This window comes from Deltaproteobacteria bacterium, assembly GCA_005879795.1.
Taxonomy (GTDB): domain Bacteria; phylum Desulfobacterota; class Binatia; order DP-6; family DP-6; genus DP-6.
This window is the reverse complement of record VBKJ01000151.1, coordinates 46,885-59,460: the sequence shown is the minus strand read 5'-3', so window position 1 is coordinate 59,460 and position 12,576 is coordinate 46,885. Positions and strand designations below refer to the sequence as shown.

Genomic DNA, 12,576 nt, shown 5'->3' with positions numbered 1-12,576 from the left:
CTTCAGCAAGGCGACGCTCCACGGTCTGCTCGGCTTCCTGGTCGAGAGGCATCTGCTCGACTAGGCCGGAGACGAGTCCGTCCCGTTGGGGGTGACCGGCGGCGTGTTGGACGCTCGTTACGTACTCGAGGACGACGACGAGACCCCGCCGACGAGGCGCTGAAGGGGAGCGCGAAGAAGGCGCGGTAACCTTGGAGCGGCCCCGCTCCGCTCCGCTGCGCCGCGGCGTTCGGCGTGCGGCGAGCTTGCTCGCCTCGCCTCCGGCGCGCGTCGCGCTCCTCGCTCTCGCACTCGTCCAGCTCGTACGGCTGGCCGGGTCGCTCGCGCCGCCCCATGTCTACGGCAAGGACTTCCGGCAGGAGTACTGCCTCTCGCGGTCGCTTCTCGACGGCAGTCCGCTCTACGAGCCGCTCGTCGAGCAGGCACGGCGATACGTCGGCAGCGACGTCGCGCCGTTGCCCTCGCCAAGCGCTCACCCGCCGTCCGTGGCCACCCTCTTCGTTCCCTTGGCGCTGCTTCCGTACCGCGCCGCGACGGCCATCTGGCTCCTCGTCAACCTCGCCCTCCTGGGATACGCGCTGCGCCTCCTGACACGCGCGCTCGGCTGGCGCGTGAAGCCCGGAGCCTTCGCGCTGCTGACGAGCGGCGCGCTCCTGTGGCCCCCCGTGATGAGCGATCTGGTACACGGGCAGCTCACGGTGGCGCTGCTGGTCTGCATCGTGGGGAGCTGGAGCGCTCTCAAAGCGGAACGCACGACGCTCGCCGGCCTCTGGCTGGGGCTCGGCGCAGCGCTCAAGCTCCTGCCCCTCCTGCTCGTCCCGTGGCTCCTGCTGGAGCGCCGCTGGCGCACCGTCGCGGTCGCAGCCGCTCTCTTCGCGCTCCTCAATCTGCCCCCGGTGCTTCGCCTGGGCCCGGGGCTCTGGCCCGACTACGTGCTGCGCGTGGCCCCCCAGGTGGCCGCCGCGTACCAGGACAAGATGCTGAACCTCTCGCTCTACGGGCTGATCGTCCGGCACACCGTCGGCTACTCCTTCGCCCGCCCGCTCGTCGCGGCACCAACCCACCTCGTGGTCGGGCTCGCCGACGCGATCGTGCTGCTCGCGGCCTTGGGGCTGGCGGCGGTGTACGGTGGCCGCTCGGAACACGACACCTTCGATCTCGGCTGGAGCGTGCTGGTCGTCGCCATGCTCCTCCTGAGCCCGGTCACCTGGCCCATGTCCTGCGTGCTCCTGCTCCTGCCGATCGCCGTCTTCGCGCGCGGCTTCCTCGAGCACCGGGCATTTGCGGGCAGGCTCGGTGTAACGCACCTGCTCGTGCTGGTGGCGGTGGCGGTCCCGGCCGAGACGCTCGTATCGGCCGCCGGGGCCCTGGCGAACATCGGGGCGCGGGCCCCGGGCGCTCCGCTCCCGGGGCCCGCAGCTCTCGTGCTCTCGCTGCCCAACTTCGCGCTGCTTCTCGCCTTCGGGATCGTGTGCCGCGCGCTCGTGCGCACGCGAGCTTTCCGGCCGCCTACCTAGCGCCGCGCTCCCCAGCGGTTCCAGTGCGTCTGGGCGGGCGCGGGGAGGCGCTTGGCGGGCCTGAACCCGGCGCCGGTAAAGTAGGCGACCGGCAGCAGCGCGGCCTGGGTCAGGTCGGCGGGATGCCGAGGAGCGCCGCCGCCTCCTGCTCGAACATGATGTGCAGCGTGGTCCACGCCGAGCCCACACCGCGCGCGCGGAGCGCCAGCATGAACGACCAGACGGCGGGCAGGATCGACCCGTACACCGACGCCTGCGCAAGCGGGCCGGCGTTCTCGACCCGGCCCTCGACGCATGGAATCGCGTGCACGGGGACCTGGTGCAGGTGTTCGGCCAGGTAGGTCGCGGAGTCGAGGATGCGCGGCAGCTGCCTGGCGCGCGGATCGTCGGGCGGGAGCTCGGGCCGCCCGGGGATCTGCTGGTTCACGTAGGCGTGGAACGCGCGCCGGTAGAGCGCGGCCAGGCCGGCGCGCTTCTCCGCGTCGGTCACGACCACGAAGTGCCAGCCCTGCGAGTTGGAGCCCGTCGGCGCCTGGAGCGCGACCTCGATCGCGCGCTCGATCAGGGCCGGCTCGACCGGACGGAGGAGGTCGAGCCGCTTGCGGACCGAGCGCGTGGTGCTGAGGAGCTGATCGGCGAGCGCGACATCCACAGCGGGCTCAACCCTGGCGGGCTGCCGCATCGGCGGCCCCGGGGACGCCCGCGCGCGCCTCGGCATCCAGCGCCTGCAGCGCGGGCATCACCTCGCGCGCGAACAGGCGCACGTTCCGCTCCGCCTCCTCCCACGGCATGCCGGCGTAGCTGAACACGCCGACGAAGGTGTCGCAGCCCATGCGCGTGCGGATGTCGAGGATCTTCTCGATGCACTGCGCGGGGGTACCCCACACCTGGAGGTTCAGGAAGAACTCGCTGAGGGCATCGGTGCCGCCCTTCTCGCGCGCGATCTCGGACATGCGGCCGTAGTACTCGTAGCCCTTGGTGTGCTTGAGGTGCCCGCTCGCCAGCTCGTAGTGGCGTAGCACGCTGTCCCAGTAGCCGCCGATCCAGCGCACCGCCATCTCGCGCGCGCGCGCCGGGTCCTCGTCGCAGAAGGTCCAGCCGGCGCACACCGTGGGCGGCGCGTCCGTACCGTTCACCTCGCGGTAGGCGGCCCGGTACTCGGCGAGCTCGGCCGCGACCACGTCCCACGGCTTCTGCGGGATGATGAGGATGCCGACGCCGAGCCGGGCCATGATGCGCGCCGACTCGGGCGACACTGCCGCGGCGTAGGTGCGGCCGCGGAAGGACTTGAACGGCTTCGGGCGGATGGGCGTGCGCGGCTGTTTCACGAACTCGCCGTCGTAGGCGCACCAGCCGTCCTCGAGGCCGCGGAGCAGCATCTCCGCACTCTCGACGAAACGCCCGCGCGACTCCTCCATGCCGACGCGGAAGCCGGCGAACTCGACCCGCCCGAGGCCGCGCCCGATGCCCAGGATGAAGCGGCCGCCGCTCATGTGGTCGAGGACCGAGACCTGCTCGGCGACGCGCAGGGGATCGTGCCACGGGAGCACCACCACCATGGAGCCGAGCTGCACGCTCCGGGTGCGCCCGGCCACGTAGGTCAGGAACTGCAGGACGTCGGGGCACATGGTGTAGTCGGTGAAGTGGTGCTCGACGCCCCACACCGAGTCGAAGCCGAGCGGCTCGGCCAGGTCGGTCAGGCGGAGTTCGTTGGTGTAGACCTCGTGGTCCGGCCGCCGATCGTGCGGGTTCTGGAAGACGGTCCCCATGCCGACGCGCATGGCGGCGAGTGTAGTCGGGTCCGCCGGGCCGGACAATGGGCACGGAGTCGCTCTGGCCAGCAGCGAAGCCCCTCGAGGAGGTCAGCCGGGAGCGGGTCGTGAGCCGCTGGCTCCTCGCGCGGTGAGGAAGCGCCCGCCAACGAGGACGTAGGCCATGAGACCGAGCTTCGCGAAGAACAGCACGGACGGTCGCCGCCCGGCCGCCGGCCCGATGGCGGGCGTGAGGAGAAGGCCGACCAAGGCGAGCGTCGCGGCGCCGATCCGAAGCCTCTTCGGGACGCGGTCGGCTTCCATGCCGGCCAGCACGCAGAAGAGCGCAACGTCCTCGGTAGAGCTCACGTGCGGGCAGAGGAGAAGATAGGTCATGATGCAAAGAGCCCAGGTGGGCCCTGCGGGGAGCGGTCGCTGCCATGCGGCGAGGAGGATGGCGAGGAGGCTCGCGCTCCAGACGATGGTGCTCAGCCGCGCCGCCAGGTCGTCGCCGAGCCCGAGGTCGGGATGAAGGGCGGCACGGAGGTTGCTCATGTATTGCGGGACGATCGACCAGGCGAAGGCAGAGGGCAACCCGACGCGATCGTAGCTGCCGACAAGGTGCAGGTAGTCGCGCACCCAGCCGGCGCCGAGCCAGGGAGTGAGCGCCAGCGTGGTGACGAGGGTCAGGCCGGCCGCGCGAGCGACGCTCCTGCCGCGGCCGCGCACCAGCAGCGCCAGACCTCCCGTGGCCGCAATGGGAGGCTTGGCGGTGAGGAGCCAGAGGACGAGGCTCTCCTGCCACGAGCCGCGTGACGGCGTGCCCTCGCCCTCCCCGTCCCGCACCATCAGGAAGAAGAGGGCAGCGGTGGTGAGCAAGGCGGTCTGGCCGAGCGCGAAGGTGTGAACCGTGACCGGCGTGACGAGGGCAAGGAGCACCATCCAGTGGACGCGCGCGCGCAAGATCATCCAGCCGGTCGCCAGGACGCAGGCGAGGCACCAGACCCCGTAGGCCCATCGCGCCGGCAGCATGCAGAGCGGCCCCAGCATCCACAGCATGGTGGGCGAGTAGCCGAAGGGGAGCGCGATCGACGCGGGCAGCCCCGTCCATCTCTCGGTGGCCTTCAGGTGGGCCTCGAGCGTGTAGATCGACGTGCCGCCCGCGCGCGCCAGGCCCCCCGACCACGCGGCGCAAGCAACACCCCGATGCGAGGCGAAGTCCATGAGCAGCTCGGGCCGCCCGTCCGCGACCACGACGCCGAAAGGCTCCGTCCTGAGCGCGCTCACCGTGGTCCCGAGTCCCAGCCCGATGACACCGGCGAGCAGCAGGAGCCTCGCCGTGAGGCGGCGTGAAGCCACTCCCCGCCGAAGCGCGCGGCGCGCCAGACCGCGGGGCGCCGCGCTCAAGTCGGAGTCTCTCCCCCTCGCCGCGCTGCACCACGAGCACGCGACGTCGTCGGGGGACTTCCCGCAGCAGCCGCCGGATCGCTGCTCCGGAGCATGGTGGTCGGCAGGGGCGGGATCGTGCGGGCGCTCGCACGCTGGGCGACCGAGAGCGCCAGCACTGCGAGCAGGCCGGCGGGTTGGACGGCCAGCAACGCGGCCATGGGAGGCGCCGCGCTACCGCACCACTGGACGAGCACGTTCACCAGCGGCAGCGAGAACGACATCGCAGCCACAGCGACGAGGGTTGCACGCCTGAAGGCCGCAGAGCGCAGGAGAATGAGAATCTGCGGGAGGGCCAGGGGCGCGTAGTAGTACCAGACGACAGGCAGACCCACCAGGGCGGCAACGGGGGACGCCTCGGGATCGAGGAAAGCAAGGGCGGCCATCGCCACGAGCGCGATCGCGATCGTGGCGGGCAGGACGACGTTGGGCGCGTGGACGATCGGGGAGACATCGCCCGCGCCGCCAAACACCCGCAGCAGCGCTCCGTGGGGCGAGCTGTTGAGCCCCAGGTGTTCGTAGAGGACGGCCACGCTCGGCAGGACATCGAAATAGTAGCGGACGAAGCCAGCCGGGCCGACCGTGGCCAGATTCACCAGCTGGCCGGCGGCGACGACCGCGCCCGCGGCGAGCAGAAGCCGGATCCGCCCGCGAGCCGCGAAGGGTACGAGCAGGAGCACGGGGTAGAGCTTCAGGACGGCAGCCACGCCGAACCACACCCCGGCGCGACCGTCGCGGCCCGCGGCGGCCGAGCGCCAGCCGAGCACCGCGAGCGTCAAGATGAGGAGCTCGAGCTGGCCGATGTAGAGGAGGCACCAGAGCGGCGGCCACGCCGCGAGGGCGAGGCTCATTCGGATGGAGACGCCGAGCCAGCGCCCGACCATCACCAGCATCACGAGGTTGACCGCCAGCCACAGCGGTACGACCACCGGGAACGGGAGCAGCGTGAGCGGCAGGCTCAAGACCGCGAGCACCGGAGGGTGCGGGTCGGGGTGGGGGAAGGTGTCGGCCGCGATCGGGAAGTAGCGCGCCGCGAGCTCGTTCACGGGCGTATAGATGTCGATCCCCTCCCGCAACGCCCGGGCCGCGAGATACGGTTCCTGCAGGTCCTTGGTGTACGATCGCGGCGGCAGACTGCCGGCGATCAGCGAGCCCAGCGCGATGCCGGCGAGACACGCCTGCGTCATGCGAACACGGCGGGTCATTGGCGCCAGCGCACCGGAGGTCGACATCGAGGCCGCACCCGCCCCACCCCGCCCTGCCTGGCAACCGAGCTCATCCCGCCGCGAAGACCAGGGCGTCGAAGCACATGTGGGCCAGGATGACGACGTAGAGGGAGCCCGTCGCGTGGGCCAGGAGCGCGAAGGCGAGACCGTTGAGCCCGGTGTAGAGTGCCCCGCACCAGCCGTAGAAGCCGTGCGCCCAGCCGAACACGGCGGACACCACGATCGCCGCCGTCCACCAGGCGCGGAAGACGCGCTCGGCCACTACGCGGAGATAGCCACGATAGAGTATCTCGGAGCCCGCCGCCGCCGCCAACGCACACACCACACCCAGCGCACGGCCGAGGACCGACACCGGCATGGCGAGGTAGGACGCGCGCGCGCACGAGAGCCCGAGCGCCTCCCACGCCGCCGTGAAGCGGGGCAGCACGCCGAAGTTCACCACCGCGATGAAGAGGATAACGACCACGCAGGTCGACGCCGGGCGGCGCACGATGAAGGAGCCGCGTGGGTCGAGATAGAGCTCGGCCCACGACATGCCGCCTCGGCGGCCGAGCGCGAGCGCGCCGCCGCCGAGGGCCGTCCACTTGACGATCGACGCGAGGTAGGCGGTCAGGTTCGCATGGGCGATCGCCTCGAAGGCCTGTACCGCCATCACCAGGCTCACGAGCGGGACGATCCCGCATGCGACGGCGATGAAGAGGGCGTCCGGCCGGCCGAGCGAGGCGGTGCGCGGCTCGGGCGTCATGGGTCGAGCGGCTCCCGAACCGGCCACGTCCTCGGCTGGTCGGGCTGGGCCTTGTCGTAGCGCGGATCGGCGAGGAGGAGCACCCGCCGTCCGTCCTCCGTGCCGACCTCGGCCGCGGCGAAGCGCGCGAACGACAGGAAGGCGCGCGTGAGGCGCGTCGCATCCGCCTGCGCGAGCGCGCCGACAGTGGGATCGCGGATACTCCGGAAGCGCTCGACGAGCCCCTCTGACGCGGCCCCGAGGGGAATGGCGAAGCGGTAGACGCTCCGCTCGGTCTCGGCGAGCCCCCGCCAGGTGGAGAGGTCGCCGACCGTCGGAATCGCGGCGACGCGCACCGCCCGCTCCGCGTGTTCGCCCGCCGTACGCTCGGCTATCGTGTACGCGCGGGACATGGCGCGCTGGTGCAGCACAACGAGGCAGCCGACGTAGAGCACGGTGACGGCGAGCCCGCCCCGCGCGATCGCGCGCCGCGCGTGCGGGTCGACCCCCCGCAGCCAGGTGATCAGCAGCGCGCCCGCCCCGGCAATCCAGACGAGGCCGGCCACGACGCCGAAGGTGCCCTGCGCGGGGATCATGCGGAGTGCGGCCACGACGATCAGGCTGCCGAGCACCGTCCAGGTCGAGACCGAGGCCGCGTGCCGCCCGCTCAGGAGAAGCGCGCTGCCGCCCAGAATGAGCCACATCCACGGGTCGCGGATGCCGGCCAGGTCCCCGTAGCACCAGGTCCCGTCGAAGGGCAGGAGCGGACGCAGACCGTACGGGTTGAGCAGGTCGAGGAGCGGATGCGACGCCGCCGCCGCCAGGCACACACCCAGCAGGGGACGGAAGGGCAGGGGCGCGGCGCCGTTTCCGCGCTGGCGCGCCGCGAGGTGAACGCCGGCGGCGACGACGAGCGCCAGCAGGGGCACCGCGAGCAGTGAGTGCATCGTCCCGCGATGCACCTCCAGGCCGGCGGCGGGCGAGGACACGAAGGGCAGCCAGTCCACGTCCTGCACGTTGGCGGCCAGCACGGCAGCGGCCAGGGTGAGGCCGGAGGGCCGCTCCCGGCTGATCGCGTGGCTGCAGGTGATGGCGGCGAACGCATGAGTCAGGTTGTCCATCTTCACGCGCGGGCCTCGGCGGCGCGCCAGGTGTCCAGCACCGCCCATCCCAGCAGCGACACCGCCACCGGCACGAGGGGCAGCGGCGCGAGCCGGGTGATGATCGGCGGACCGACCAGGCAGGTGAGCCAGAGGATCGCGAGGACGAGGCGGATGCGCGCCCAGCCCGCGCCCGCCCCGTGACCCAGCCAGTACTCGGACACGAGCAGCGCGGGGAGGACGAGGACGGCCACGTCGTGCAGTTGGAGGTAGGGGCTCACGAGCGGCGTGACCACGAGGAGCGCCGCGAAGCGGAGGTCGAGCCAGCCGGCGCGCGCATCCCACGGTCCTCTCCACACCCAGAGCACGAGCGCGAGCAGCCCGAGGCTCACCACGCTGCCCAGCGCCATCGCCAGGCCGAAGCGCGCTGGGCCGAGCGGCAGCAGGAAGAAGGCGTAGATCGAGCAGAAGAGCGCAGACGGCATGCCCGGCTCGAAGATCATCCGGCTGAGCAGGGGCCCGAGCGCGAGGAAATCGCGGGGCGTCCGCCAGCCGACGAAGAGCACGCTCGCCGCCGCCCACCCGGCGCCCACGGCCGCGGCGGCCGCGATCACCCGCCAGCGCCCCTTGGCCGCGAACACGACGACGGGCGCGAGGGCGAGCTGCGGCCGGTAGAAGAGGAGGCCCAGGAGCGCGCCGGCACTCGCCTCGCGCCCCGCGCGCAACGCGACCAGCACGAGCGCGAAGATGGGCACGGCGAGCAGCGAGTTGCTCCCGGCCATCAGCCCTTCGAGGATCGGGTAGAAGGAGAGCGACAGGACGAGGGTGTCCGGCCAGTGGCGTCCGGTGAGCGGCGCGCAGCGGGCCATGATCCGCAGCGCCGCCGCGAGGGCGGCGAGACACGCCCCTGTCCACAGGAGGAGGGCCGGCGCCTGCGGGATGAGTGCCCACGGCACGTAGAGGAGCGCAACGAAGGGCGGCGAGGTGAAGAGGCTCATCCCGGGGAGCCGCTCCACCCCGAGTGCCGTCCGCCAGTACGTCTCCTGCAGCGCGACGTCGTAGAGGTCGGCGCCGCGTCCGTCGAGCACGATCCGCGCGCCCGTGCGCATGGTGAGCAGGTCGACGCCGATGATGTGACCGAAGGCGTCGATCAATCCCCGGTGTCGCAGGATGCCGAACGCGTAGACGGCGGCGAAGATCCCGACCACCACCACGGCGTGGGCTCGAGCTCGGGGCAGCGTCAGCCAGCGCGCGGCGCGTTGACTCGCGCCGGCACCGCCGTTCATAAGGCGGGACCCATGCGGGCGCTCCTCGTCACCCTCGGCCATCTCCTCGCCTCCGGGCGCGGGCGGTATGGTGTGCTGCTCGCGGCCGCGATCGGCGTCGCGGTGTGGGTCGTCTGGCTCATCTCGCTGCTCGCCCGCCCGGGACTCCTCGATCTCGCGGGCAACGTCAAGGGCACCGACTTCCTCGAGTTCTACGCCGCGGGGCGTATCGTGGCCGCGCACCAGACCGAGCACCTCTACGACCTCGACGTCCAGGCGCGGATCGAGCACGAGATCACTGCGCCCGAGCGGTGGTCCGGCTTCCACGCCTTCATCACCCCGCCCTTCTTCGCGCTGCCCTTCGTGCCGCTGGCAACCCTGCCCTACCTCGCGGCGTTCGCGCTCTGGAGCGGGCTCGGCATCCTGTTCTTGCTCGCCACTCTTTCGCTGCTCGGCCGGCAGGTGGGGGACGCGGGCAGAGGCCGGCGCGCGGCGGCGCTCTGGGCGCTCGGCTTCGTGCCCGTCTTCGCGGCCGTCTCGTACGGCCAGAACAGCCTCCTCTCGCTCTTCATCCTCGCCGGCGTGTTCGCGCTCCTGCGCCGCGAGCGGGACGGCCTCGCCGGGGTCGTCCTGGGCTGCCTTCTCTACAAGCCCCAGCTGGTCCTCGTGCTCGCCCTGCTCCTCCTGCTCGAGCGACGCTGGCGCGCGCTCCTCGGCCTCGGCGCGATGGGAGGCGTCCTCGCGGCCGTCTCTCTGTGGATGAGCGTTCCCGCCGCCCGCTCGTACGCCCGGCTCGCCCGCTCGTTTCCGACCATGCTCGCCGACCCGGCCTTCCCGACCTGGAAGATGCACTCGCTCTACAGCTTTTTCGTCCTGCTCCTGCCGCGGCACCTCGCGGTCGCGGCGGGGTTGGCCGCAATCTCCGCGCTCGGCGTCCTGCTCGCCGTCCGCACCCTGCAGCCGCCCTATCGCCCCGACACGCTCCACCGCTGGTTCGCCGTCGCCATCTGGGGGAGCGTCCTGGTGAGCCCGCACGTGCCGGTCTACGACCTCTCGCTGCTCGTGCTGCCCGCCCTGCTCCTGCGCGGCGAGCGACGCGACGAGGCGCTCTGGCGAGGCGGCGTGGCAGCCATCTGGGCGATGACGATCGTCTCCCAGCCGCTCGCCCAGTGGCTTCGTGCCGCGCTCGGGCCGAGCCTCCAGCTCTCGGTGCCGGTCGTCGCGGCGGCAGGGTACTGCCTGCTCGCCGACGGTGTTGCTCCCGTCGCCGCCGGCCTGGTCGGGAACGCCGGCCAGGCTACCCAGCCGCGCGGCCGCCGATCTGTGAGCGACCGCATAGCGGGCGGAACGTAGTCCGGACCGGCCGGATCGCCGTACCGCTCCGATCGTCCCCACAGCTGCGCGAGCCGGTCCTGGTAGAGCAGCACCCAGCCCGACTTCCGCCGCATCACCTTGACGCTGTGCTTGAAGCGCCGGCTCAGCAGGACCATATCCGGGTCGCCGAGGCGCAGGATGGCCGTGTCGTCGAGCGGCGGCGAGGTCGGGCTCCGCCAGCGGATGGCGGGGCGGTTGCCGAGCAGGAAGTCGAAGTACAGGTCGGCGACCGCCTGCGGGTAGCACGTCCGCAGTCGCCCGTCGAAGGCGACGGTCGTCTCGGGGGCGAGCGCGGCGAGCGCGTACTGCGCCCAGTCGAAGTGCACGACCAGCTTCCCGGCGAGCTGTCGATCGGCCATGTACTGGAGAGCGTCGACGGGCGAGCGGCTGCGATTCACCCACAGGGCGCGCGACTGGAAGGCCAGGGTCACGAAGAGCGCGAGCGCGATCGCCCAGGTCGCGCCGAGCACCACGCGGACCGCCCGCGCCGACGGCGGGGTCCCCGCGCGCGCGGGCTTCGCCCTCCCGAGACGGTTCCGGAGCCCCTCCAGGTGGAGGGGCAGCCAGAAGCCCGCGAGGATGCCGAGGAACGGCGGGTGGCGTGCGTGGAGGAACGACTGCCAGGCCGTGACCGCGAGCACCACGACCTGTCCGAGGTCGCGCGGCCGGCGGCTCGCGATGAATGCGGCCACCGTGAGTCCCGCCAGGGCGGCGGTGACGATGAGCAGCGGGTCCGGCCAGGCGAGCGGGTGCCACTCGCCGATCTCGGGGCGCGGCGGGAGGAGATCGGCGATCAGCCAGGCGACGAGACGCGGGCCGTAGGGGTTGGCGAGCGTCGCCAGCCCGCAGGCGGCGAGGACGACGACATACGCGCGCACCTCGCCCCAGCCGCTCAGCCCCTTCCGCCACAGCGCCACGAGCGCGCGGCAGCCGAGGTAGAGGGCCAGGACGGCCAGGCCGGCGAGGAAGCCGCCATGCGTGTTGACCCAGAGCGCGAAGAGCGGCGGCGCGAGCCACAGGACGCGCGTGTCCGGTGGGCTCTCGCCGTCGCGGAAGCAGCGTCCCAGCATCACGACCAGCAGCGCGAAGAACGTGTAGGTGAACACCTGGGGCCGGACCGTCCACCCGGGCCCGACGGCGCACGTGGCGAGCAGGACGGCGACCGAGAGGACGAGGAAGCTCACCCGCTGGCGCGTCGCGTTCCGCACCATCAGGCCGAGCACGAGGAGGCCCAGCAGGCTCGTGAAGGCGTTGAGCCCGGCCGCGCCGAGATGGGTCTCGATCCACCCGAAGGTGATCTCGGCCAGGTTCTCGTGGTTGATCCAGGGATGCCCTGCCGCCGTGTACGTGTGCGTCGCCGTGGAGGGCAGGGCGTGCGCCGCGAGCACGTCCTGCCCGTAGCGCACGTGACCCCAGAGATCCGGGTCGACCCGGTGCGAAATCGAGAGCACGACCAGGCAGCCGACCAGAAGGAACGCGCGGAACGCGCGCGCGAGCGGATCGGGCGCTGCGGGTCCGACCGCGGCGGGGACCGGGCTCGCCGGCTCGCCCTGACCGCCGGCGCGGGCCAGCCCGGCCCGTCCCTCGCTCATGGGCGCGCGGAGCCTAGTAGAGGTGAGGGAAGAAGCGCCAGCGCAACCGTCCCAGGTACTCTCGATAGGCCGGATCGCGCCCGAGAATCCGCTCCTCCGCGACGGCACGGGCGTTGAGCGCGAACGCGCTCGCGATCGCGATGGCGACGTTCGCCGCGCTCGGGTAGGTGAGGACATACCCGAGGTAGCCGAGCAGGTGCGCCGTGTACATCGGATGGCGTACCACGCCGTAGGCGCCGCCCAGCTTGAGGCCGCGGTTCGCAGCCACGAGGCCGAAGCTCCGCCCGAGGAAGACGGCGGCCACCGCCGCCGCCGACGCGCCGACCACCTGGATCGGCCCGCCGAGCCAGGCGAGCGCCCCCGGCGCAACGGTGCGGCGCAGCAGCAGCGGGAGGAAGGTCCCCACGATGCCGAGCACCCAGTCGACGGGGCGGTCGGAGGTCTCGGCGCTCGGGCGGCGCACCACGAACAGGACGACCAGGATGGTCAGCTGGACGACGATCGCGAGGCGCACGGCCAGCGCAACGTCGACGTCCCCCCGCGCGCGCGAGGCGTGCGCCGCCACGAACAGGGCGTAGAGG

Annotated in this window: 8 protein-coding genes and 1 pseudogene; 2 read left to right on the top strand and 7 right to left on the bottom strand. The window is 72.3% G+C overall.

Annotation, left to right across the window (positions count from 1 at the left end; genetic code table 11):
• Positions 1-191 precede the first annotated feature (191 nt).
• Positions 192-1,517, top strand: a complete 1,326-nt coding sequence (locus tag E6J59_12870; GenBank protein TMB19150.1) for a DUF2029 domain-containing protein — start codon at positions 192-194, stop codon at positions 1,515-1,517.
• Here the strand turns inward: E6J59_12870 and E6J59_12865 are convergent.
• From E6J59_12865 to E6J59_12835, 7 genes and pseudogenes are all read right to left on the bottom strand, one after another.
• Positions 1,514-2,199 (bottom strand): annotated as a pseudogene (locus E6J59_12865) (nitroreductase family protein). The gene E6J59_12870 and the pseudogene E6J59_12865 sit on opposite strands and share 4 nt — an antisense overlap.
• Complete coding sequence (locus E6J59_12860) at positions 2,177-3,298, bottom strand: LLM class flavin-dependent oxidoreductase (GenBank protein TMB19149.1); 1,122 nt, start codon at positions 3,296-3,298, stop codon at positions 2,177-2,179. Before E6J59_12860 ends, E6J59_12865 begins: the two are co-directional and overlap by 23 nt.
• A gap of 81 nt (positions 3,299-3,379) precedes the next feature.
• Positions 3,380-4,555 (bottom strand): DUF2029 domain-containing protein, encoded by a 1,176-nt coding sequence (locus tag E6J59_12855; GenBank protein TMB19148.1) that lies wholly within the window; start codon positions 4,553-4,555, stop codon positions 3,380-3,382.
• A 116-nt stretch (positions 4,556-4,671) separates the two neighbouring features.
• Positions 4,672-5,946: a DUF2029 domain-containing protein gene (locus E6J59_12850; GenBank protein TMB19147.1), complete on the bottom strand. Its 1,275-nt coding sequence runs from the start codon at positions 5,944-5,946 to the stop codon at positions 4,672-4,674.
• A 43-nt stretch (positions 5,947-5,989) separates the two neighbouring features.
• Positions 5,990-6,685: a CPBP family intramembrane metalloprotease gene (locus E6J59_12845; protein TMB19146.1), complete on the bottom strand. Its 696-nt coding sequence runs from the start codon at positions 6,683-6,685 to the stop codon at positions 5,990-5,992.
• Positions 6,682-7,833, bottom strand: coding sequence for a metal-dependent hydrolase (locus tag E6J59_12840; GenBank protein TMB19145.1), 1,152 nt, complete (start codon positions 7,831-7,833; stop codon positions 6,682-6,684). Before E6J59_12840 ends, E6J59_12845 begins: the two co-directional genes overlap by 4 nt.
• Positions 7,788-9,092, bottom strand: coding sequence for a DUF2029 domain-containing protein (locus tag E6J59_12835; GenBank protein TMB19144.1), 1,305 nt, complete (start codon positions 9,090-9,092; stop codon positions 7,788-7,790). Before E6J59_12835 ends, E6J59_12840 begins: the two co-directional genes overlap by 46 nt.
• On the opposite strand from E6J59_12835, the gene E6J59_12830 reads away from it, so the two are divergent.
• Positions 9,063-10,382: a DUF2029 domain-containing protein gene (locus tag E6J59_12830; GenBank protein TMB19143.1), complete on the top strand. Its 1,320-nt coding sequence runs from the start codon at positions 9,063-9,065 to the stop codon at positions 10,380-10,382. The genes E6J59_12835 and E6J59_12830 overlap by 30 nt on opposite strands.
• Positions 10,383-12,576: the final 2,194 nt, after the last annotated feature.

Bases quoted from the DNA above. Each gene is read 5' to 3' on its own strand.
- E6J59_12840 (TMB19145.1), bottom strand. From the start codon at position 7,833: ATGGGCGGTGCTGGACACCTGGCGCGCCGCCGAGGCCCGCGCGTGAAG.
- E6J59_12830 (TMB19143.1), top strand. From the start codon at position 9,063: ATGCGGGCGCTCCTCGTCACCCTCGGCCATCTCCTCGCCTCCGGGCGC.
- E6J59_12845 (TMB19146.1), bottom strand. From the start codon at position 6,685: ATGACGCCCGAGCCGCGCACCGCCTCGCTCGGCCGGCCGGACGCCCTC.
- E6J59_12850 (TMB19147.1), bottom strand. From the start codon at position 5,946: ATGTCGACCTCCGGTGCGCTGGCGCCAATGACCCGCCGTGTTCGCATG.
- E6J59_12835 (TMB19144.1), bottom strand. From the start codon at position 9,092: ATGGCCGAGGGTGACGAGGAGCGCCCGCATGGGTCCCGCCTTATGAAC.
- E6J59_12860 (TMB19149.1), bottom strand. From the start codon at position 3,298: ATGCGCGTCGGCATGGGGACCGTCTTCCAGAACCCGCACGATCGGCGG.